Here is a 21,588-nt window from a genome sequence, read left to right as displayed (position 1 = left end):
TAAGTATAATGGACAGTTCTTGCAATAACTGAATTGACAACTTGTATATTATAGCATAGATGACTAGAGTTTCAACATTAAACGTTGTCTATCAAATCATACATTGCTTCTAATGAATTTATCAAATAATATAACTCATTTTCATCCATTTGTTCATTATCAAACAAATGATTTATATATTTCACGTACGTATCTGCAATCTCTTCTACTCCGAACTTCCCAAAGTCAAAAGGAAATAGTGCAAAAGCATGTCTAGTAATCATTTGATAAGCAAGATCCAATTTAGTAGGATCTTGATCTAATTTTAATTCTATTAACGCAAATACCTTTTCTATTTTTTCTGTTTTCGTTGGATGAGAAAGATTTACTGGAATTACTTTTTCACTAAATCCGAATTTTTCGATTAACACTTCTTCCTCAACCTCATCAGCACTTAATAAAAGAATTGCTAACGTTTTAATAATAGGAATCCCTTTTGCATCTTGCACAATTGCAATAAGTTCCGGAATAATCCGGGTAGAATCACCCATAGAAGCCTCATACATCAATTGATGCTGCTGTCCCCCATTATTGGATACAAACGCCTCTAGTACATACTTTTCACGTTCTATCCTAGGGACTTCCTCTAATTCTAAATCTACATCAGTGTCTACTTCTTGATCATTTGATATACGCATACTCAATTCTTTTAATTGTTCAAAGTTTTTCTTTTTTTCTTCTGAAAATATTTCCTCTTCAATCAATACATCTAAAAGTTCATCCACTTCTTTAAATTCTTTCATTTCAATTAAAATGGTTAAATATAATTCCATAATTTGTTCGTATAAAGGAAATCCTTCATACAGTAACTTTTTACAAACTTCCTTTGCCTCGTCATATTTGCGAATTTCAAATAAAGCATACGCATAAACCGTTAATGCCGTTTCATCAAATTCCGTATAGGCCTTTGCTTCATCGAAAAAATCTACTGCTTTTTTATAACTTCCATTTTCAGCAAATTCGATACCATCTGCAATCAGCTTTTCAGCAGTACCTGGGAACACAATTAGGTTCTCTTTTGTTTGAAGCTTTCCATACTTCTTCTTTTTCATGGAGAATCCCCCATTTCAGATTGTTTTCTATCTATAGTATGTACGAATTTAGAAAAAAACCTTCTTTCTCATATTGAAAAAGAAGGTTTTTCTATTTTTTTGTATTAATTATGTCCCAGGAGGGATTCGAACCCCCGACCGACGCCTTAGAAGGGCGTTGCTCTATCCAGCTGAGCTACTGAGACAAGTACTTCCCCACCACACAGATAGGAAAGACAAGACTTAGTATATATCGATATTAAAATAATGTCAAAGGAATTTAAGAATTTTTTTCTAGAATTGCTACTTATCGCATATTTACTTTCTTTTGAACTTTAAATTACTCCAAATATATACGAATAATACTTCCGTTCACACTTTTTCCGAATGAAACAATCAATCCTTGCTACTCTAAAGCATTTGTTTTCTTACACAAAAAACCTCCAAATCGAATGATTGGAGGTTTTTTCGTTCAGTTGAATTAATTTATGTCCCAGGAGGGATTCGAACCCCCGACCGACGCCTTAGAAGGGCGTTGCTCTATCCAGCTGAGCTACTGAGACAAGTACTTGTAACCAAAACAATATACATTTGATCGAAGCGACAATAATTAATATACATGATATATGTGAAATAAGCAATAGTATTCTTGAAATTAAATAAATTTTCTTCTATATTAAACATATCTATGGCGTTTTGAATGAGAAGTCATCGTTAAAAATAGCAAATCCCCCAACAGCACAAAACTATTTGGGGGATTACATTTATGAAATATGGACAACTTCATGTATATGAAGGTTTTGAAACTCTTTTTTTATACGGCTTATCGCTTCATCTGCAATTTTGTACTTGTTGTTTTCTAACCGTTCAATTTGCTGATCAATGATATAAACCGTATTCAAAATTTCTGTTGCTCCAAGTACTGATAATACTGGCTTCAATGTATATTCAATTGCTAGTAAATGACCTATGGATCCACCCAAGGCAATTGGGACAATTTTTTTACCTTCAAGTGCCTTTTGTGGTAGGACATCTAAATAAGTTTTTAATATACCAGTAAAAGAAGCTTTATAAATTGGTGTCAGGACAAAAATGATGTCTGCCTTCGCTACAACCTGATTTGCTTGAATAATTTCTTCACTCTCAAAATTTGCTGTTAGTAAATCCTTGGAAGGAAGTTCGTGCACATAGATCGACTCAGTCGCAACTTGAACGTGCGCCATATTAGACTCTATAAATTGATGAATCCCCGTTAAACGAGATGTTTTATTGTTACCTCCATTAATGATAACTGCTTTGACCATTCATTTTCTCTCCTTTGCTTATTTACTCAGATTACAGATGAATTGTTGAAAATCTATATCTCTTTTATTAGCTACAATAAAAAGGTTAGATAATTCATCTGCTCCAGTACGTCCTGAAGTAACCAGTAAATTTACATTTTTATAATTTTCTCTCCAGTGTAAAAAATGGATGTATTTTGATTTCATTATTATTCACGATTCTACAGCGATAGCTTTTTTCGCAAATTGACTGATTGGTCTTTGCAATTCCAAGTGTTCACGCAGTGTCGTACCTGTGTATTCTTCACGGAAGATCCCACGTTTTTGTAGCTCTGGAATGACATAATCTACAAAATCATTTAATCCTTCTGGGAATACTGGAGGCATTACATTGAACCCATCCGCCGCACCATTTTCAAACCATTCTTGTAATTGGTCAGCAATCTGCTCTGGTGTCCCGATAATTTCCCTGTGACCACGAGCTCCAGCAATATGCTGATAAAGTTGACGAATCGATAAACCATCACGGTCGGCAAGATCTTTCACTAATTGAAAGCGACTTTTATTTCCATTTATTTGAGAAACATCTGGTAATTCAGGTAATGGTCCATCTACTGGATAACCACTTAAATCGATACCAAGTTGTTGAGATAACCTAGAAACACCAACTGATTCTGGAATTAAATCTAATAATTGTTGACGTTTTTCTTGTGCTTCTTTCTCTGTTTGACCGATGATTGGATAGACGCCAGGCATAATTTTTAGTTCATCAGGATTTCTTCCATACTTCGCCATTCGCCCTTTCACATCACTATAAAAGGCTTGAGCTTCTTCTATTGTTTGCCAAGCAGTAAAGACAACTTCAGCTGTACGTGCTGCTAACTCTTTACCTGCATCAGAAGATCCTGCCTGGACGACAACCGGATGCCCTTGAACTGGTCTTGCAATATTTAATGGGCCCGCTACCGAAAGCCATTCTCCTTCATGATTTATTGCATGCACTTTAGTAGCATCTGCATACTGTCCTGACTCTTTGTTGTAGACAATGGCATCGTCTTCCCAGCTATCCCATAACTTCGTGACAACATCCACAAATTCATGCGCTCTTTCATAGCGTTTTTCATGCAATAATTCATCTTGTTGACCAAAGTTTTGTGCTGCTTCCTTACCACTACTTGTCACAACATTCCACCCAGCCCGACCATTGCTGAGATGATCAAGTGAAGCAAATTTGCGCGCAACGTTGAATGGTTCATTAAACGTTGTTGATACGGTACCAACAAGCCCAATATTTTTTGTTACTGTTGCTAATCCTGACAATAGAGTAAAAGGTTCAAAGTAGGCACTTGCATGTTGTTCAAATGAACTACTTGTAGCTCCAGCAGCTACCCCGTCTGCTAAAAAGAGCATATCGAACTTACCACGTTCCGCAGTTAGTGCTTGTTGTTTTATGAACTCAAAATTTAACACTTGATCTGCCTGTGCTTCCGGATGACGCCAAGCCGCTACATGATGTCCTGGTAGCATGAAAAATGCACCTAATTTCATTTGTTTTCCTGTCATTCGAACATCTCCTTTTTAACAAATTATTTTAGTCGGAATTAATACAAAAAATTATTCAGCAAAAGGATTATATTCATTTGTATATAAATCCTCGGCCTTTACTTCCCCTTCTTTTAATTCTCCATTTTTCACAAGCCAATCAATCCAAACACTATATTCTGACTCTGTAATAACTCCACCAGTTTCAGCAATTCCTGTGCTTTTCCAATACTTCAGATTTTCCGTTGGCTCATTACCTTCACGTTCTTTAACAATTGCCTCCAATTGCGCGAGCACTTCTTCTCTAGGTGTCGTTTGTGCCCAATTGATTGCCTTTGAAACCCCTTCAACAAACTGTTTTACAGTACTTGGATTTTCTTTAATATATTGCTCTGTAAAGAAATAATCTCCGGCCGTAAATTCTGAGCCAAATACTTCAATATCTTTGAATAGTTCCACAATTCCACCTTTTTCTATGGCCCGATCTCGTGCAATACCGCCAAATAAAACCACATCTATTTGTTCATTTCGTAAGGTTTGTTCCGCATTAGTTGCAGGAATCGTTACTAATTGAACTTCCGCCATTTCTTCTTCCGTTAAGCCTCCTTGGCGTAAATAATCTATGATTACAAACTCATAATGAGCTCCTAAAGTATTTACACCAATTTTTTTACCAATAAAATCTTTTGCGGATTTTATTGGACTACCCTCAAGTACATATGCTCCGATAAACGTATTTTCGTCACTACCATAATTTCCAACAACATTTACTAGTTTTACACCCTGGGCATATGATTTTATAGTTGCTCCATTGAATGCTGCGCCAAAATCTATTTGTTTTGTCCCTGTCAGTTGAATACTCTCTGGTCCACCAGTACTAGCACCTATATTATCCAACTTCAAATCACCTAGATATCCTAATCCCTCTGCCAGTTCTGCAAAGCTCACACTGCCTGGTGCACTTTGGTATTGGAGTAACTTATCTTCCTCTCCATTAGCAGTCGCCTTATCGTCATTTGATGAACATCCCACTAAAATACTACCTATTAAACTTGTTATCAAAACAAATGATGCTAATTTTTTCATCTTATATCTCCTCATTTCCCCACAGATTGAGTTTGTTTTTTATTTGGATTTACTGGTACTGAAAGCCCTAAATTTCCGCGAAGTGTATTGCTCTCATATTCAGTACGGAATAAACCTCTACGTTGTAATTCTGGAATAACTAAATCTACAATATCGTTAAAACCCTCGGGAAAAGTTGGTGGCATAATATTAAAACCATCTGCACCTTCGTTTAAGAACCACTCCTCTAACTGATCTACAATCTGTTCAGGTGTTCCCACAATTTCTCGGTGACCTCTTGCTCCTGCAATACGCTCATATACTTCACGTAATGTGTGTAAATTTTCACGCGCTGCAATATCTCTAATGATATTAGTACGAATTTGAGGATTTGTTTTATCTTCCATCTCCCCAAAATTTGGAAGAGGTGCATTCACATCATATCCTGTTAAATCCACACCAATGAAGTTCGATAAATAAGCAAGACCTACCTCAGGTAAAATATAGCTATTCAACTCTTTCTGTTTAGCAAGTGCCTCTTTTTCTGTTTTCCCCACGGTAATAAATACACCCGGCATAATTTTTAAATCATCTGGCTGACGACCATATTTTGCAAGACGACCTTTTACATCGCGATAGAATATTTGTGCATCTTCTAGTGTTTGCCATGCTGTAAAAATAACCTCCGCCGTTTTTGCAGCAAGTTCTTTTCCCGCTTCAGATGATCCTGCCTGAACAATAACTGGGTGTCCTTGCGGTGTAGAAGCTGAATCGAGCGTTCCCTGTACTTTGAACCATTTCCCTTCATGGTCAACTGGATGTACTTTCTCCAAGTCTAAAAATTGGCCTTTTTCTTTATCAATTACAAGCGCCTCATCTTCTATTGAAAACCATAATTTCTTAACAACGTCAACAAATTCCTCTGCTCGTTCATATCGTGTTGCATGCTCTAAATGCTTTTCTTTACCGAACAAGAATGATTCGCTAGCATTCGCTGAAGTGACCACGTTCCAAGCTGCTCGACCTTTCGATAAATGATCGATTGCACTAAATTTACGTGCTACATGAAACGGTTCGTTGTAAGTAGTTGTCAATGTAGCTGTTAAACCAATGTTTTTAGTAACCGCTGCAAGTGCCGATAGAATGATGACTGGATCTAGTTTCAATGCTGAAGGTGAATTTTCCGCTAGCGTTTGACCAAATACATCTGCAAAGAAAATTGTATCGAATTTCCCGCGCTCGGCTGTTTTTGCTAATTCAATTAAATAATCCAAATCAAATGTACGATTCGACCCTGTCGAAGGATATCTCCAACTTGCTACATGTTGACCAGGTAAATTAATAAAGGCCCCTAATTTCATTTGTTTTTTCGTCATACCAACATCTCCTATTTATCATATTTATTTAGTAAGGATTAATTTAAAAAAATATACCACTTACTCACATAGCATTTTAGTTCTGTCCATTCGGATTTTGTTTCCATTTTGAAAATTTACGTTCTAGCATACTTAAACTTTGATTAATTAGTACTCCCAATAAAGCAATTGTTAAAATACCCGCATACATTTCAGGAATTTGGAAGTTGTATTGTGAATAAGTAATTAAATAACCTAATCCTTCTTTCGCTCCTACCATTTCTGCTGCGATTAACACTAAAATAGCTCCGGTTCCTGCCATACGAATACCGGTAAAAATGGTCGGCACAGATGCAGGTAATATTACCTTCAGAAATAGTTTAAACGAAGAAATATTCATCGAGCGTGCCGATTTAATCAGTAATGGATCTACGTTTCCTACTGCAGCGATTGTGTTTAGAAGAATAGGCCATGTGCAGGCAAATAAGACAATTGCAATTTTAGATGTTTCACCAATCCCTAGTAGTAACATAAATACTGGTAGTAAGGCTAAAGCGGCTGTATTTCGGAATAATTCCATCACTGGATTTAATAATTCTCTTGCGAGTGGATACCAGCCAATTATTAATCCTAATGGGATTGCAATAAGTACCGCTAGACCAAAACCACTCACCGAACGAGTGATACTAGCTAAAAAATGAGTAAAAAGCTCACCAGAGATAACCAGGTTCCACCAAGCAATTACTACATTTGAAAAAGAAGGGAAGAACGCTGGGTCTACTAAGCCAATCCGCGGTGCTATTTCCCACAGCAAGAACAATGCGACTAATACAATAGATTGTTTCGCTACTTTTTGCAATCCAGAAAACCCAAATTCTTTTTGTTTGATCAGCTTCGGAGCTGAACTAACATGCTTTTCTATCGTTACCATATAAATAATCTCCTCTTTCCTTTTATATATTTGCACCTAGGTACTCAGCTTCATGTAGCAGGCTCCAAACTTCGTGTCGTGCTTTCACAAAATCTGGATGGGATCGAATATCCGCATCCTCTAAACGATTCTTGAGTGGAATATCCACAATCTTTTTCACCATTCCAGGATTCGGCGTCAAAACTACTACACGTTCTCCTAAATAGACTGCTTCATCGATCCCATGCGTGATAAAAATAATCGTTTTCTTCGTTTTCTGCCAAATACGTAAAAGCTCACTTTGCAAAGATTCACGAGTTTGCGCATCCAGTGCTGCAAAAGGTTCATCCATTAGCAAAACATCCGGATTAAACGCTAGACTTCTAGCGATCGCAACACGTTGCTTCATACCACCCGACAATTCATGTGGATAGCGTTCTCCAAAATCACTAAGTCCAACTAAAGAGAGGAAATGATTTGCTTGCTCTTTACGTTCATGTTTTGGCACCCCTTTTGCCTCTAAGCCAAATTCAATATTGCCACGTGCTGTCTTCCATGGAAATAGCGCATACTGCTGGAAGACAGTACCACGATCAAGTCCTGGACCTGTAATTTCTTTCCCATCAATTAATATGCGTCCACGTGTCGGTGTCGTTAATCCACCAAGTAAATCAAGCAAAGTAGATTTTCCACATCCACTCGGACCTACCAACGTGACAAACTCACCTTCTTTTACATTAAAATCCAACTCCTTTACCGCAGTAAATTCTTTCATTGCACCTTTTTGTTCTGTATCACGAACCGTAAAGGTTTTTGTGACACGCTCAAATCTAATTTTTTCAGCAGTTGCCATTTAATTCACTCCATTCTCCATTCAATACTAAACGAATAAGCTTAGTTGGTTTATAGGTGTAGGTATGCGTTAATATATAATACGTAAGGTTACTCGCTGCCTCTAGTTTGTTTAATCAAAAGAGGCTCAGATAACAACGACTAGCGTTTGTCATCTGAGCCTCTGGTTGATCCAGTGAGCAGAAGTAATATACATCTTATTTAATTAACAGTGTATTTAATAGCTTAATACATTCAACACAAAGGCCCCTATTCAATCATACGATTGAAATAGGGGCCTTTAGCTTGACTAATCAGCCTGTCATATACAAATCTGCTTGTAATACCCACTAAACTTATACACTTAATTTACCATAAAGAAAAAAATTGTCAAGAAAAAATTGAAAAATTAAATTTTTTCTAAAAAAAATTCACTTGTTCTATTATTTTATTCTCAGAAGAATAGAAAGTTACCATACAAATAGCTTCACTTTTTTCAATAAGTGCATAGCTTTTTTCTTTCCTGCCACGAGGCATATGTAAGCTTCCTGGATTCACAAATAAAATACCGTTATTCAACTCTGCTCCAAGGATATGAGAGTGTCCAAAACAAACAATAGAGGCTTGTATTTCTTGCGCACGGTAAATTAACGGTAACAACGTGGTTTTGACACGATGCTTATGTCCATGCACAATCAAAATCTTTTCTGTTTCTACTGGAACAATAATTTCCTCTGGAAAGTTCAAATCGAAATCGCAATTTCCACGGACAACTTGAACAGAACTGCCATCAAAATAAGCACGATCCAATTCACTATCCCCGCAATGAATAATAGCATCTACCTCAGTGTGATGATGAATCACTTGCTCCATTGTATCTGTGTCATAATGGGTATCACTAATAACTAGTATTTTCATCACTCTTGCCTATGCCTTAAAAAACAAATCATCTAGATTTGACGCAAGTTTTTTCAGCGCATTTCCTCGATGAGAAATAGCGCCTTTTTGTTCTGTTGTAAGCTCTGCCATCATTTTGTTTTCAGCAGGCACGAAAAAGATTGGATCATACCCAAATCCATTTTCCCCTTTGCGTTCTGTCGCTATGATTCCCTCACAAGTACCTCTCATCGTGAATGGTTCATTCGAAGGAGAGGCTACTGCAATTGCACAGACGAATCTTGCCGTACGATCAGATTCTTTTACGTTTTCAAGCTCTTTTAATACTTTTTCCATATTTGCTTCATCACTCTTAGCTTCTCCTGCATATCGTGCAGAATATATGCCTGGTCGTCCGTCTAAAGCATCAATTTCTAGTCCACTATCATCAGCAATGACAATTGTTTGTAAATGATTCGCAAGAGCAGTTGCTTTTAACAGAGCGTTTTCTTCGAAAGTAGAACCGGTTTCTTCGACATCCATATCCTCGGCTACATCATGCAATGTTAATATTTCATATCCAAGTGGGCCAAAAAGGGCTTCAAAATCTTTAGCTTTCCCTTTATTTTGTGTAGCTATAATTATTTTTTTCATTTAGCGTCTCCTCGTTTCCCTCCGATTTTTTCCGCCAATTCTCCTAATGCTTCACGTTGAGCTTGAATCAATTGTTGAATACCTATTTCTCCAAATTCCAACAGTTCAAGAAGTTCTTTTTTAGAAAAAGTTGCTTCTTCACCTGTCCCTTGAAGCTCTACAAATTCACCACTGCTTGTTTGAACGATGTTCATGTCCACTGCCGCTGTTGAATCTTCTAAGTAATTTAAATCTAAAACAACTCCAACATTTTCAATGACTCCAACACTTGTAGCGGCTAAATATTCTTTTATTGGGAATACAGCCAGTTTTTTATCTTCATATAATTTATTCAGTGCAATTGTTAATGCTACAAACGCTCCAGTTATACTAGCTGTTCTAGTACCACCATCCGCCTGGATCACGTCACAGTCCACCCAAATCGTTTTCTCTCCAATACTTTCTAAATCTACTACAGAACGTAAAGCTCGTCCTATTAAGCGTTGGATTTCCATTGTACGACCCGTTACTTTTCCTTTTGACGCTTCACGCTGCGTACGTGATTCTGTCGCACGAGGAAGCATTGAATATTCTGCTGTAATCCACCCTTTTCCTTGTCCTCTTAAAAAAGGTGGCACACGATCTTCAATCGTTGCATTACAAATAACTTTCGTACGCCCAACTGTTATTAATACCGATCCTTCTGGGTGAATTAAATAATCTTTTTCAATCTGAATATCTCTTAACTCATTTGCTGCTCGTCCATCGTTTCTAATCATAAACTTCCCCTTTGTCAAATGACCCTTATCCAAAAGAAAACCCCAGTATTCGAGGATTCTCTATTTAACAGGGTTTCAATTGAATGATATTGTTCTTACATCTGCATTCGGAATTTCTAACCATTTTTCTACTATCGTTTTAAAAATTGGAACAGATCCTGTTGTATAAAAAATAGGTGATTTCTTCCCTTTAATAGGATAATGCATATTATGGTAATCGAGATAGTCCAATACTTCATGGGCAGTCTCCTGCGCAGAGGATAGCACTTTTACTTTATCCCCAACAGCCTCTTCAATATGCTTTTGTAATAATGGATAATGCGTACACCCCAGAATGACAGTATCAAACTGTTCGTCCTTTAATGGCAACAGTGTATCATATACCATTTTGCGCGCAAATTCCCCTTCATATTCATTACTTTCAACAAGTGGTACAAAAGTAGGGCATGCTAAAGGTATAACCTTACTTGAAGTATTAAGAGCAGCTATTGCATTTTCATAAGCACCACTTTTAACCGTACCACTTGTGCCTAGCACTACGATTTCGTGTGTTTTCGTTGCTTTAATAGCTGCTCTTGCTCCAGGGAAGATTACACCGATTACAGGGAAAGCCATTTTTTTATTTAACGATTTTAACGCTACTGCGGTAGCCGTATTGCATGCAATAACAAGCATTTTAATGTTCATTTTAGATAAAGCCAGTGCAAGTTGCCATGTGAATTTTCTTACCTCTTCTGCGGAACGTGGTCCATAAGGGCATCTTGCTGTATCACCAATATAAATAATTTCTTCATCGGGTAACAATTGCATTATTTCTTTTGCAACTGTTAATCCACCAACTCCAGAGTCTATAACACCTATAGGGGCTTTCAATTGAATTCCTCAGTTCTTTTTCATCTCTTGATGTAATTTTTCTAGTAATATGGATAAATTTGATACTTCGTCTGTATTAAATTGTCCAAGTATGTCTTTTAAATAGTGCTGGCGCTTATCAATAACTTCTTCAATTATACGTTCGCCTTCTTTTAGCAAATGTATACGTACAACACGACGGTCTTGTTCATCTCTTACTCTTTGAACAAGTTCACTTTTTTCCATGCGATCGATTAAATCTGTCGTCGTACTAAATGCTAAATACATTTTATTTGATAAGTCACCAATTGTCATATCTCCAAGTTCAAGAAGCCACTGCAATGCAACAAACTGCGGAGGAGTAATTGTATAGGCGTTTAATATTTGACGCCCTTTTTGCTTTACAATGCCCGATATATGTCTAAGCTCTTTTTCTAAAAAAGCAACTTCTTTTTGGTCATGGATAACAATATCATTTTCTTCTATCATAAATCCTTCACTCCTCAAAACATCGCATACTACTTATTGTACGTGTTCTGAGAAAAATGGCAAGGATTCCACTTAATTCAACGATAATTCACCTAATCGTAATAATTCTAAGATAGCTTGTGATCTACCCGATACACCCAATTTTTGAATTGTATTAGATATATGATTTCGAACTGTTTTTTCACTAATTGATAACTGAACAGAAATTTCTTTTGTCGATTGATCTTGCACTAACAATTGAAAAATTTGACGTTCTCGATTTGTTAAAATTGATCGATGCTGATTACTATCAAACAATGCCATAGCCCCCTATCCACTCTCCTACTAACGTATGTTGAGATAAGAAAGGAGGTGACGGCTAGTTACATACTCTTTTTGAAAATTTCTTTTTCACTTTCCGACCATTTTGAACCTTTACCTGTTTTCTTGTCAATTTGAACAATAGTACCTCTTCCGGTAAAGACAATTTCTCCAGTTTCATTTTTCGCCAAGTAATGTATATCAACCGATGATGAGCCAACCGAGTTCGCTTTTACATAGATACGTAGTTTTTCATCGAAAAACACTTGCTTCACATAATCACATTGTAAATCAGCTACCACTGGAATTTTTTCACCTTTTGGGTTTAACCAGTCATTCATTAATTCAATATGCTTAAAATATTCAATTCGTGCATATTCCATATATGCGAAGTTTACCGTATTATTTAAATGACCATACATATCCGTTTCAGAAAAACGTACACTGACTTCTGAATAAAAAGAAAACCCCTTTTCCCATTTTGCTTCATTTTCTATATAATTTGCTCTCATTCTCCCAATCCCCTTTGTAATGAATAGTTATTCATTTATTGTACCAAAAAAGAAAAAGATCTGCATAGAATATAAAATTCTACACAGATCTTTTAGTATTGCACTTACGGATTTCTAACATGTCTAGCGCACGCAGCCTTGACCCTCGAGGTTAAATGTGAATCTTTTCCGTCCAACAAGTTGGACTACAAATCTTCTCATTTACTTGTCGGGTCAGACATAGGCGCTTACGCATTTCTTTTTAGTCAACCATGTGGTCGCTTCCGAAGAAGTTTTTGAACATTTGAACTGTTGTATCGCGGTTTAATGCAGCGATAGAAGTAGTTAACGGAATACCTTTAGGACATGCAACAACACAGTTTTGTGCGTTACCACAGTTTGCAAGGCCTCCATCTCCCATAATTTCATTCAAACGCTCATCTTTGTTCATAGAACCAGTTGGATGTGCATTAAATAGACGTACTTGAGAAAGTGGAGCTGGTCCCATGAAGCTTGAACCACTGCTTACGTTTGGACAAGCTTCTAAACAAACACCACAAGTCATACATTTAGATAATTCATAAGCCCATTGACGTTTGCGTTCTGGCATACGTGGACCTTCTCCAAGATCATACGTACCATCAATTGGAACCCATGCTTTTACTTTTTTCAAAGAATCAAACATGCGAGTTCTATCAACTTGAAGGTCACGAACGACTGGGAACGTTTTCATTGGTGCTAATTGAATCGGTTGTGTCAATTGATCAATTAGTGCTGAACAAGATTGACGAGGACGACCATTAATTACCATTGAACAGGCACCACATACTTCTTCTAAACAACTCATATCCCAAGCTACAGGTGTTGTTGCTTTTCCATCAACATTTATAGGGTTTTGACGAATTTCCATTAATGCAGAAATAACGTTCATATTTGGACGATAGTTTACTTCGAACTTTTCCCAATAAGGTGTAGACTCTGGTGTATCTTGACGAAATATTTCAATTTGTACTTTTTTTGTTTCAGTTGCTGTAACCATCTTTAATTCTCTCCTTTAAGTAGCAGAATAATCACGTTTACGAGGTGCAATAAGAGATATCTCTACTTCTTCAAAATGGAAAATCGGAGCTCCAGTAGCTGGGTCGTATTTAGCCATTGTTGTCTTCAAGAACTCTTCATCATTACGTTCTGGGAAATCAGGTTTGTAATGTGCACCACGACTCTCATTTCGGTTAAGCGCTCCTAGAGTAATTACTCGTGCTAAGTAAAGCATATTTTTTAATTGACGTGTAAATGATGCACCTTGGTTAGACCATTGTTGCGTATCATCCATATTAATATGCTCATATCTTTCAAGTAACTCTTGAATTTTCTTATCCGTAGCTTCAAGTCTGTCATTATAACGAACAACGGTTACGTTATCAGTCATCCACTCACCTAATTCTTTGTGAATCAAGTAAGCATTTTCAGTACCTTGCATCGCTATTGTTTTATCCCATTTCTCTTGCTCAAGTTTAATCTCTGCATCAAAAATAGCAGAGTCCATATCTTCCACATGAGTTTTAAGATTCTTCATATATTTAACTGCATTAGGGCCTGCAACACTTCCGCCAAATACAGCAGATAGTAATGAGTTAGCTCCTAAACGGTTTGCACCATGTTGTGAATAATCACATTCACCTGCAGCAAATAGACCAGGAATGTTCGTCATTTGATCATCATCAACCCAAAGTCCGCCCATAGAATAGTGAACTGCTGGGAAGATTTTCATTGGTACTTTACGAGGGTCATCACCAGTGAATTTTTCATAAATTTCGATGATACCACCAAGTTTAACATCTAGTTCATGTGGATCTTTATGTGAAAGATCTAGATATACCATGTTTTCTCCGTTGATACCAAGTTTTTGGTTAACACATACGTCGAAGATTTCACGTGTTGCAATATCACGTGGAACTAAATTACCGTATGCAGGATATTTTTCTTCTAGGAAGTACCAAGGTTTACCGTCTTTATATGTCCAAATACGTCCACCTTCACCACGTGCAGACTCTGACATTAATCGTAATTTATCGTCACCAGGGATTGCAGTTGGGTGAATTTGAATAAATTCTCCATTTGCATAGTAAGCCCCTTGTTGATATACGATTGATGCTGCAGAACCAGTGTTAATAATAGAGTTAGTAGTTTTCCCGAAAATAATCCCAGGACCACCAGTAGCCATAATAACCGCATCTCCACGGAATACTTTAATTTCCATAGTTTGAAGGTTTTGTGCCTTAATACCACGACAAACGCCTTCATTGTCTTTAACTATTCCAAGGAATTCCCATCCTTCAAATTTCGTTACAAGACCTGCTACTTCATGACTACGCACTTGCTCATCCAAAGCATAAAGTAATTGTTGACCAGTAGTTGCACCAGCGAAAGCTGTACGGTGCATCATTGTTCCACCGAAACGACGGAAGTCTAACAATCCTTCTGGAGTACGGTTAAACATTACACCCATACGATCAAATAATGATATGATCCCTGGTGCAGCATCTGCCATTGCTTTTACTGGACGTTGATTTGCTAAGAAGTCTCCACCATATACAGTGTCATCTAAGTGAACTGTCGGTGAATCTCCTTCACCTTTTGTATTTACTGCCCCGTTTATGCCGCCTTGCGCACAAACTGAGTGGGAACGTTTTACTGGAACTAATGAAAATAGATCTACATGCGTACCATCTTCGGCCGCTTTCATTGTTGCCATTAATCCGGCTAATCCACCGCCGACAACAATAAGTTTACTTTTCGCCATGCTATATCTCACTCCTCATTTAAGTAGTAGTTCTTATACGAATGCTAAAAGAGCTTGTACACCAACTACCGATAACGCTAAGAAGATTACTAATGTTACATATGTAGCAATTTTTTGTGATTGTGCAGATTGAGTAATACCCCAACTTACTAAGAAGGACCAAATTCCGTTAGCAAGATGGAATGTAGCTGAAATAACACCTACAATATAGAACCCTAACATCCACGGATTTGATAAAATCTCTGCCATCATATTAAAATTAACTTCTTTTGCTCCAATTGCGGCTTGGAATCTTGTTTCAAATACATGCCATACAATAAACACGACAAGAAAAATTCCCGTAAAGCGTTGTAAAACAAATAAATAATTACGTAGAGTACCAAAGTTTTTCGTGTTATTCTTCGCTGTAAATGCAATATAAACACCATAAAAAGCATGGAACATTAATGGCAAGAAGATTACGAATATCTCTAAAAATATTTTAAACGGTAAACTCTCCATAAAATGTGTTGCAGCATTAAATGATTCTTCTCCTCTAGTAGCAAAATGGTTAACTACTAAATGTTGCGTCAAAAACAGTCCTACAGGAATAATTCCCAATAGTGAGTGTAATCGGCGCCAATAAAATTCGCGATCTTTCGACAAAACAGTTACCCCCCTCGGATTTTGCAATGTTCTGAACAGATTTCTATCAGAGTAAAAAAAATAGAATACATAGACTGTTCACATCATCATGTTACGAATTTAAGACATAACCATTGTACTCTCAACAATTTAGAGCGTCAAGACATCTTGGCGATTTTACTGAATCTTTTATATTTCATTTTCATGTTGCAAATTGTAATTATTTTCACAAACTACTCGTATACTCATAGTATTATTTTTGTTAAAATAGGTTGATTACATACGAAAGAAGTGATGCTACATGAATGAAGAGGAACAATCGCATGTAACCTCCTTTGGATATGAACTAATTAGAGATCACGTACTTGCTTCTATTCTTGGAAAACATGAAAAAGATATTTTATATTGGGCAGGTAAGGATCTTGCTCGTAAATTCCCATTATACATAATGGAAGAAGCAATAACTTTCTTTCAACAAGCAGGTTGGGGAACTTTAACCCTCGACAAAACGACAAAAGATTCTGCTTACTATAGTTTACAAACGTACAATCTCCCACAAAGTGGAGTAAGTAGAACACATCGATTAGAAGCGGGTTTTCTTGCGGAACAACAACAAAAAATCAGTGGTTTTTTAACAGAATGCTATGATGAACAAGTTAAAAAAAATGGCATCGTTACATTCCAGTTAAAGTGGGATGTAAAAACAATCATATAAGTAAAAGGGCTATCCAAATTGGATAGCCCTTTTACTTATATTTATACCAACGCTAAACCAAATTCATCATGAAGCGCATTTGCAGCGCGAATCATGTCATCTTGTGGAATAACAACTGAAACTTTTATCTCAGAGGTGCTAACCATTTTGACTGGAATACTTTCTTTTTGAAGACGATCAAACATCTGGGCAGCCACTCCAGGGTTGGAAACCATACCAGAACCCACAATTGATACTTTTGCAAGTCCTACTTCAAAATCTGCAAATGTAAATCCTAGTGCCTCTTTGTTAGATTCTAAAACTGTAATCGTTTCAGCTAACCATTCCTTTTTAATCGAAAAAGATACTGTAGGTTTTTTGCCATCGACAATAGATTGAACAATAATATCAACGTTAATATGATTAGCAGCGAGTGTTGTAAAAATTTTCGCTAGGGAGTCATTGAATGGCACTTCATATTCCATCGTTAATCGAACAATGTCTGCTTCAAATGCTACCCCTCGAACAACTAGATTATTTTCCAAGTCTACTTCCCCCTTCAAAACTGTTCCAATACCTTCATTATAACTAGAACGTACACGTAAAGGAATTTTATGATTTTTTGCAAATTCTACTGCTCGTGGCGATAAAACTCCCGCTCCTAGATTAGCAAGTTCTAACATTTCGTCATACTCTAGTTCGTCTAATTTCCTTGCAGTCGGTACAAATCTTGGGTCAGATGTATAAATACCATCCACATCCGTATATACATCGCACACATCAGCTTCTATAGATGCTGCAATTGCTACAGCAGTAGTATCTGATCCCCCTCGGCCAAGCGTCGTTATTTGCCCGTCCGCTGAGACCCCTTGAAAACCAGCGACAATGACAATTTTATTGTCCGAAAGTAAATTTAAAATATTTTTTGCATCTAATTTTTCTATTCGGGCATTCCGATGTACTAAATCAGTTTGTAGCCCTGCTTGCCATCCTGTTAAAGAAATTGCTTCATGACCCAATTGGTTTAATTGGATTGCAAGTAATGCCATCGTTACTTGTTCACCAGTAGATAGAAGCATATCCATTTCTCTTTTTGAAGGATTTTCTGATATTTCATTTGCCAATCGAACTAATTCGTCCGTTGTTTTGCCCATTGCAGATACGACGACGACAATTTCATGTCCCGCTGCTTTTTCTTTACTAATACGAGTTGCAACATGTTTAATTTTATCTGTTGTTGCAATAGACGTACCACCAAACTTCATTACAATTTTACTCAAGAATATCTTCTCCCTTTTTGCAATCTGAGTCTGTAGGGTAAAAAAAATGCCTTTCACATTTCGTGAAAAGCATTGTCTCAATTTAGGTCAAAAAATTGTCCATTTGAGATAGCCCTCCAGAATACCATATTCTGACAATCCTACATTTGTTAAATGTAGCACCAATATAGAAAAGGAAAAGCCTTTCTATATTTCGGCGAACGACCCTTTCGTCAACAATCAGCAGATCTTCTCATCCTCCTGTTGAATACTATTATCTATCCGCACCTCTATCTTCACTTATTAATTACACCAAAGCATATTTGTCTCCGGAATTCACTAGTAAATAGTGTAAAAAGCGAATATGAAATTGTAACAAACATACCATAAGGCTAATCAGAAGACAATAGACTATTTTTGAAAATGTTCTACCATCATAGTAGCTAACTTCTCACTTAGTCCCGATTCTATAAATGCATCTTTATCTGCAGCCTGCATTTTTTTTAGGGAACCAAAATGTTTTAAGAGCATTTTTTTTCGTATTGGACCAATTCCTTCAATTCCATCAAGTGAAGATGAAATTGAATTTTTTCCCCTTTGTTGTCTATGGAATGTAATCGCAAAACGATGGACCTCATCTTGAATTCTTTGCAATAAATAAAAGGCCTCACTAGTCCGTTTCATAGGGATTAGTCCAAGAGGATCGCCATAAATTAGTTGGGAAGTTTGATGTTTTCCATCCTTTGCAAGTCCTGCAATCGGGATGTCTAAACCTAACTCATCTTCAATTATTTCGCGTGCAGCTTCTATTTGACCTTTCCCACCGTCAATGATGATTAAATCCGGCAATGGAAGATCTTCTTTTAAAACCCTTATATATCTTCTACGGACAACTTCTCTCATCGCACCGTAATCATCATGTTTGGCAGCAGTTTTTGTTTTATATTTTCGATAATCTTTTTTATACGCTCTACCATCGACAAAAACCACCATAGCGGAAACAGCATCTGTCCCATGGATATGGGAATTATCAAATGCTTCTATACGACTTGGCGTCGCAATACCTATGATTTCTCCCAATTCTTCAACAGCACCTATAGTTCGCTCTTCTTGTCTTTCAATAAGATGGAATTTCTCACTTAAAGCTAATACAGCATTTTTTTCCGCCAGTTCAACTAAATTCTTTTTTGCCCCTTTTTGCGGCACAATAACTTTTAATTCTAAAAGGTCAGTAGCTAACTGTATATCTGTATCAATAGGTACATAAATCTCTTTTGGCTTAATATGCTCAGGTTTCGCATAAAATTGACCTAAAAATGTAAGAAACTCCTCGTCTGGATCACGATACATAGGAAATAATGATACATCTCTTTCAATCAGTTTCCCTTGGCGGATAAAGAATACTTGGACACACATCCATCCTTTATCAACTGTGTACCCAAATACGTCACGACTTGTAAAATCATTCATTGTCATTTTTTGCTTTTCCATCACAAGTTCAATATGTGATATTTGATCTCGATATTCTTTCGCTCGTTCAAATTCTAAGCTTTCGGCAGCAGCATGCATTTTCACCGATAAATCATTTTTCACTTGCGAATGTCCACCATTTAGGAAACTTGAAATTTCATGGATTATTTCGCTATAAGTGGAATCCTCAACTTCCTTCACACATGGTGCTAAACATTGCCCCATATGAAAATACAAACAAACTCTACTTGGCAACTTTTGGCACTTTCTAAGCGGATATAAACGATCTAGTAGTTTTTTTGTTTCATGCGCAGCGTGTGAATTTGGATAGGGTCCAAAATATTTCCCTTTGTCTTTTTTTACTTGCCTTGTAATGATAAGCTTTGGATTTTGTTCGGCCGTAATCTTAATGTATGGGTACGTTTTATCGTCTTTTAGCATAACATTATACTTGGGATCATGTTTTTTTATAAGATGAAGTTCCAGTATTAACGCTTCCAGCTCTGACGATGTAACGATATATTCGAAGTCAACTATGTCTTGTACAAGCCTTTGTGTTTTTCCATCGTGAGACCCTGTAAAATAGGAGCGCACACGATTTTTTAATATTTTTGCTTTCCCTACATATATAATCGTTCCTTGTCTATCTTTCATCAAATAACAACCTGGCTGATCTGGTAGGATCGCACATTTTTGTTCGATTAATTCATTCATATTTTCACCCGCTCATGCTAGTAAAAAAGCATTTTACTATCTTAAATTTGTAAAAAAAAACGGGAACCTTAGAGGAACCCGCCTTTCATATTATGCGTTTTTTTGTACTAATTGCACTAAAGCTTCTTTTGGTTGGAAGCCAACAACTTTGTCTACTGGTTGACCATCTTTAAATATTAGTAAAGTTGGAATAGACATAATACCGAATTGACTTGCAGTTGCTTGGTTAGCATCTACGTCTACTTTTACGATTTTAACTGTTTCGCTCATTTCAGCGTCTAGTTCCTCTAAAACAGGAGCGATCATTTTACAAGGCCCACACCATGTTGCCCAAAAGTCTACTAATACTAGACCTTTTTCAATATCTTGTGGAAAACTATTATCTGTTGCATGTACAATTGTCATTTAAATTTCCTCCTTCGTCAAACTATGTTTTGATTATAGCAGAGAGACAGAAGTCTATCTACAATTTAGCTTGCAAACAAAAAAACTCGACTCCTTTTACAGAGTCGAGTTACTATACTTATGCGTTTACTTTTAATTTTTTGAACTCTTCAGTAAGCATTGGAATAACTTCGAATAGGTCTCCAACGATACCATAGTCAGCAACTTTGAAAATATTTGCTTCCGGATCTTTATTGATCGCAACAATAATTTTCGAGTTAGACATACCAGCTAGATGTTGGATTGCTCCAGAAATACCAGCAGCAATGTAAAGGTCTGGTGTTACTACTTTACCAGTTTGCCCAATTTGTAATGAGTAATCACAGTAGTCAGCATCACATGCACCGCGTGATGCTCCAACAGCTCCACCAAGTACATTAGCAAGCTCTTGTAATGGTTTGAATCCTTCTTCACTCTTCACTCCACGACCACCAGCGATAACAACTTTTGCTTCCGATAAATCTACACCTTCAGAAGATTTACGTACAACTTCTTTAATAATTGTACGAAGGCTCGTAATATCTACAGATAGTGAAGTTACGTCCCCTGTTTTGCTATCATCTTTTACAAGTGGTGCAATATTGTTCGGGCGAATTGTAATGAACTGAATACCATTCTTCACTTTGACCTTTTCGAAAGCTTTACCAGAGTAGATCGGACGAATATAAACTGCATCATCGCCTTCTCCTTCTATTGAAGTAACATCTGAAACTAAACCTATTTGTAGTTTACTAGCAATTTTAGGAGATAAATCTTTTCCTAAAGCTGTGTGACCAAATACGATTGCTTCTGGACTTTCTTGCTCGATAACCGCTAATATAGCTTGTCCATAACCATCTGAAGTATATTGTTTTAAATGTGGGTGTTCCACAGTAATAACGCGATCTGCTCCAAATTTTACTAGTTCCCCAGCTAAATCTTTCACTGAATCTCCTAATAGTACACTAACTACTTCTCCACCGCCAGAAATTGTCTTTGCAGCAGCGATTGCTTCATATGATACATTACGTAAAGCACCTTCACGTGCTTCCCCTAAAACTAATACTTTTTTAGACATGGTTTTTTTCCTCCTATTTATGAATATGAATGTGAGTTCAAATCAAA

Annotated in this window: 22 protein-coding genes, 2 tRNA genes and 1 riboswitch; of the genes, 1 reads left to right on the top strand and 23 read right to left on the bottom strand. The window is 36.8% G+C overall.

Features of this window, described 5'->3' with window-relative positions:
* Window positions 1–77: 77 nt before the first annotated feature.
* From C7437_RS00680 to C7437_RS00590, 19 genes are all read right to left on the bottom strand, one after another.
* On the bottom strand, window positions 78–1,091 hold the full coding sequence (locus C7437_RS00680; protein ID WP_111437732.1) for an outer membrane protein assembly factor BamD: 1,014 nt from the start codon (window positions 1,089–1,091) through the stop codon (window positions 78–80).
* A 111-nt stretch (window positions 1,092–1,202) separates the two neighbouring features.
* Window positions 1,203–1,276 (bottom strand) — tRNA-Arg (locus C7437_RS00675).
* A gap of 283 nt (window positions 1,277–1,559) precedes the next feature.
* Window positions 1,560–1,633: transfer RNA gene (locus C7437_RS00670), tRNA-Arg, on the bottom strand.
* Window positions 1,634–1,834: 201 nt separating this feature from the next.
* Window positions 1,835–2,374: an NADPH-dependent FMN reductase gene (ssuE, locus tag C7437_RS00665; RefSeq protein WP_111437731.1), complete on the bottom strand. Its 540-nt coding sequence runs from the start codon at window positions 2,372–2,374 to the stop codon at window positions 1,835–1,837.
* Between the two features lie 192 nt (window positions 2,375–2,566).
* Window positions 2,567–3,916 (bottom strand): LLM class flavin-dependent oxidoreductase, encoded by a 1,350-nt coding sequence (locus C7437_RS00660; protein WP_111437730.1) that lies wholly within the window; start codon window positions 3,914–3,916, stop codon window positions 2,567–2,569.
* Between the two features lie 51 nt (window positions 3,917–3,967).
* Complete coding sequence (locus tag C7437_RS00655) at window positions 3,968–4,981, bottom strand: ABC transporter substrate-binding protein (RefSeq protein ID WP_111437729.1); 1,014 nt, start codon at window positions 4,979–4,981, stop codon at window positions 3,968–3,970.
* A gap of 11 nt (window positions 4,982–4,992) precedes the next feature.
* Complete coding sequence (locus tag C7437_RS00650) at window positions 4,993–6,336, bottom strand: LLM class flavin-dependent oxidoreductase (protein ID WP_111437728.1); 1,344 nt, start codon at window positions 6,334–6,336, stop codon at window positions 4,993–4,995.
* Window positions 6,337–6,412: 76 nt separating this feature from the next.
* Window positions 6,413–7,246 (bottom strand): ABC transporter permease, encoded by an 834-nt coding sequence (locus C7437_RS00645; RefSeq protein WP_111437727.1) that lies wholly within the window; start codon window positions 7,244–7,246, stop codon window positions 6,413–6,415.
* Between the two features lie 22 nt (window positions 7,247–7,268).
* Window positions 7,269–8,078, bottom strand: coding sequence for an ABC transporter ATP-binding protein (locus tag C7437_RS00640; RefSeq protein WP_111437726.1), 810 nt, complete (start codon window positions 8,076–8,078; stop codon window positions 7,269–7,271).
* 398 nt (window positions 8,079–8,476) lie between these two features.
* Complete coding sequence (locus tag C7437_RS00635; protein ID WP_111437725.1) at window positions 8,477–8,974, bottom strand: metallophosphoesterase family protein; 498 nt, start codon at window positions 8,972–8,974, stop codon at window positions 8,477–8,479.
* A 9-nt stretch (window positions 8,975–8,983) separates the two neighbouring features.
* Entirely contained in the window at window positions 8,984–9,586 is a 603-nt protein-coding gene (locus C7437_RS00630; protein ID WP_111437724.1) for an XTP/dITP diphosphatase, read from the bottom strand.
* Window positions 9,583–10,344 (bottom strand): ribonuclease PH, encoded by a 762-nt coding sequence (rph, locus tag C7437_RS00625; protein ID WP_111437723.1) that lies wholly within the window; start codon window positions 10,342–10,344, stop codon window positions 9,583–9,585. Before rph ends, C7437_RS00630 begins: the two co-directional genes overlap by 4 nt.
* Before the next feature lie 75 nt (window positions 10,345–10,419).
* Window positions 10,420–11,217 carry a glutamate racemase gene (gene racE / locus C7437_RS00620; RefSeq protein WP_111437722.1) on the bottom strand — a complete coding sequence of 266 codons (798 nt, stop codon included), beginning with the start codon at window positions 11,215–11,217 and terminating at the stop codon, window positions 10,420–10,422.
* A 9-nt stretch (window positions 11,218–11,226) separates the two neighbouring features.
* Window positions 11,227–11,685, bottom strand: a complete 459-nt coding sequence (locus C7437_RS00615) for a MarR family winged helix-turn-helix transcriptional regulator (RefSeq protein ID WP_111437721.1) — start codon at window positions 11,683–11,685, stop codon at window positions 11,227–11,229.
* Between the two features lie 72 nt (window positions 11,686–11,757).
* On the bottom strand, window positions 11,758–11,988 hold the full coding sequence (locus C7437_RS00610; protein WP_111437720.1) for a helix-turn-helix domain-containing protein: 231 nt from the start codon (window positions 11,986–11,988) through the stop codon (window positions 11,758–11,760).
* Window positions 11,989–12,047: 59 nt separating this feature from the next.
* Window positions 12,048–12,497, bottom strand: a complete 450-nt coding sequence (locus C7437_RS00605; RefSeq protein WP_111437719.1) for an acyl-CoA thioesterase — start codon at window positions 12,495–12,497, stop codon at window positions 12,048–12,050.
* 241 nt (window positions 12,498–12,738) lie between these two features.
* Complete coding sequence (gene sdhB, locus C7437_RS00600) at window positions 12,739–13,515, bottom strand: succinate dehydrogenase iron-sulfur subunit (protein ID WP_111437718.1); 777 nt, start codon at window positions 13,513–13,515, stop codon at window positions 12,739–12,741.
* A gap of 15 nt (window positions 13,516–13,530) precedes the next feature.
* Window positions 13,531–15,279 (bottom strand): succinate dehydrogenase flavoprotein subunit, encoded by a 1,749-nt coding sequence (gene sdhA, locus C7437_RS00595; protein WP_111437717.1) that lies wholly within the window; start codon window positions 15,277–15,279, stop codon window positions 13,531–13,533.
* A 33-nt stretch (window positions 15,280–15,312) separates the two neighbouring features.
* On the bottom strand, window positions 15,313–15,924 hold the full coding sequence (locus C7437_RS00590; RefSeq protein WP_111437716.1) for a succinate dehydrogenase cytochrome b558 subunit: 612 nt from the start codon (window positions 15,922–15,924) through the stop codon (window positions 15,313–15,315).
* A gap of 280 nt (window positions 15,925–16,204) precedes the next feature.
* Between C7437_RS00590 and C7437_RS00585 the strand changes: the two genes are divergently transcribed.
* Window positions 16,205–16,618, top strand: a complete 414-nt coding sequence (locus tag C7437_RS00585) for a YslB family protein (RefSeq protein WP_111437715.1) — start codon at window positions 16,205–16,207, stop codon at window positions 16,616–16,618.
* A gap of 41 nt (window positions 16,619–16,659) precedes the next feature.
* On the opposite strand, the gene C7437_RS00580 is transcribed toward C7437_RS00585, so the two are convergent.
* From C7437_RS00580 to C7437_RS00565, 4 genes are all read right to left on the bottom strand, one after another.
* Complete coding sequence (locus tag C7437_RS00580; protein WP_111437714.1) at window positions 16,660–17,877, bottom strand: aspartate kinase; 1,218 nt, start codon at window positions 17,875–17,877, stop codon at window positions 16,660–16,662.
* 101 nt (window positions 17,878–17,978) lie between these two features.
* Window positions 17,979–18,157, bottom strand: a riboswitch (Lysine riboswitch).
* Window positions 18,158–18,267: 110 nt separating this feature from the next.
* Window positions 18,268–20,040: an excinuclease ABC subunit UvrC gene (gene uvrC / locus C7437_RS00575; protein ID WP_111437713.1), complete on the bottom strand. Its 1,773-nt coding sequence runs from the start codon at window positions 20,038–20,040 to the stop codon at window positions 18,268–18,270.
* 90 nt (window positions 20,041–20,130) lie between these two features.
* On the bottom strand, window positions 20,131–20,445 hold the full coding sequence (trxA, locus tag C7437_RS00570) for a thioredoxin (RefSeq protein ID WP_111437712.1): 315 nt from the start codon (window positions 20,443–20,445) through the stop codon (window positions 20,131–20,133).
* A gap of 118 nt (window positions 20,446–20,563) precedes the next feature.
* Entirely contained in the window at window positions 20,564–21,541 is a 978-nt protein-coding gene (locus C7437_RS00565) for an electron transfer flavoprotein subunit alpha/FixB family protein (RefSeq protein WP_111437711.1), read from the bottom strand.
* Window positions 21,542–21,588: the final 47 nt, after the last annotated feature.

Origin of the sequence: Psychrobacillus insolitus (assembly GCF_003254155.1) — a bacterium.
Lineage (GTDB): Bacteria > Bacillota > Bacilli > Bacillales_A > Planococcaceae > Psychrobacillus > Psychrobacillus insolitus.
The sequence above is the reverse complement of the archived record's forward strand: the minus strand, read 5'-3'. Positions and strand labels throughout refer to the sequence as shown.

What these genes read in the sequence shown, in the direction of transcription:
- C7437_RS00680 (WP_111437732.1), bottom strand. Translation starts at nt 1,091, where the DNA reads ATGAAAAAGAAGAAGTATGGAAAGCTTCAAACAAAAGAGAACCTAATT.
- ssuE (WP_111437731.1), bottom strand. Translation starts at nt 2,374, where the DNA reads ATGGTCAAAGCAGTTATCATTAATGGAGGTAACAATAAAACATCTCGT.
- C7437_RS00660 (WP_111437730.1), bottom strand. Translation starts at nt 3,916, where the DNA reads ATGACAGGAAAACAAATGAAATTAGGTGCATTTTTCATGCTACCAGGA.
- C7437_RS00655 (WP_111437729.1), bottom strand. Translation starts at nt 4,981, where the DNA reads ATGAAAAAATTAGCATCATTTGTTTTGATAACAAGTTTAATAGGTAGT.
- C7437_RS00650 (WP_111437728.1), bottom strand. Translation starts at nt 6,336, where the DNA reads ATGACGAAAAAACAAATGAAATTAGGGGCCTTTATTAATTTACCTGGT.
- C7437_RS00645 (WP_111437727.1), bottom strand. Translation starts at nt 7,246, where the DNA reads ATGGTAACGATAGAAAAGCATGTTAGTTCAGCTCCGAAGCTGATCAAA.
- C7437_RS00640 (WP_111437726.1), bottom strand. Translation starts at nt 8,078, where the DNA reads ATGGCAACTGCTGAAAAAATTAGATTTGAGCGTGTCACAAAAACCTTT.
- C7437_RS00635 (WP_111437725.1), bottom strand. Translation starts at nt 8,974, where the DNA reads ATGAAAATACTAGTTATTAGTGATACCCATTATGACACAGATACAATG.
- C7437_RS00630 (WP_111437724.1), bottom strand. Translation starts at nt 9,586, where the DNA reads ATGAAAAAAATAATTATAGCTACACAAAATAAAGGGAAAGCTAAAGAT.
- rph (WP_111437723.1), bottom strand. Translation starts at nt 10,344, where the DNA reads ATGATTAGAAACGATGGACGAGCAGCAAATGAGTTAAGAGATATTCAG.
- C7437_RS00615 (WP_111437721.1), bottom strand. Translation starts at nt 11,685, where the DNA reads ATGATAGAAGAAAATGATATTGTTATCCATGACCAAAAAGAAGTTGCT.
- C7437_RS00610 (WP_111437720.1), bottom strand. Translation starts at nt 11,988, where the DNA reads ATGGCATTGTTTGATAGTAATCAGCATCGATCAATTTTAACAAATCGA.
- C7437_RS00605 (WP_111437719.1), bottom strand. Translation starts at nt 12,497, where the DNA reads ATGAGAGCAAATTATATAGAAAATGAAGCAAAATGGGAAAAGGGGTTT.
- sdhB (WP_111437718.1), bottom strand. Translation starts at nt 13,515, where the DNA reads ATGGTTACAGCAACTGAAACAAAAAAAGTACAAATTGAAATATTTCGT.
- sdhA (WP_111437717.1), bottom strand. Translation starts at nt 15,279, where the DNA reads ATGGCGAAAAGTAAACTTATTGTTGTCGGCGGTGGATTAGCCGGATTA.
- C7437_RS00585 (WP_111437715.1), top strand. Translation starts at nt 16,205, where the DNA reads ATGAATGAAGAGGAACAATCGCATGTAACCTCCTTTGGATATGAACTA.
- uvrC (WP_111437713.1), bottom strand. Translation starts at nt 20,040, where the DNA reads ATGAATGAATTAATCGAACAAAAATGTGCGATCCTACCAGATCAGCCA.
- trxA (WP_111437712.1), bottom strand. Translation starts at nt 20,445, where the DNA reads ATGACAATTGTACATGCAACAGATAATAGTTTTCCACAAGATATTGAA.
- C7437_RS00565 (WP_111437711.1), bottom strand. Translation starts at nt 21,541, where the DNA reads ATGTCTAAAAAAGTATTAGTTTTAGGGGAAGCACGTGAAGGTGCTTTA.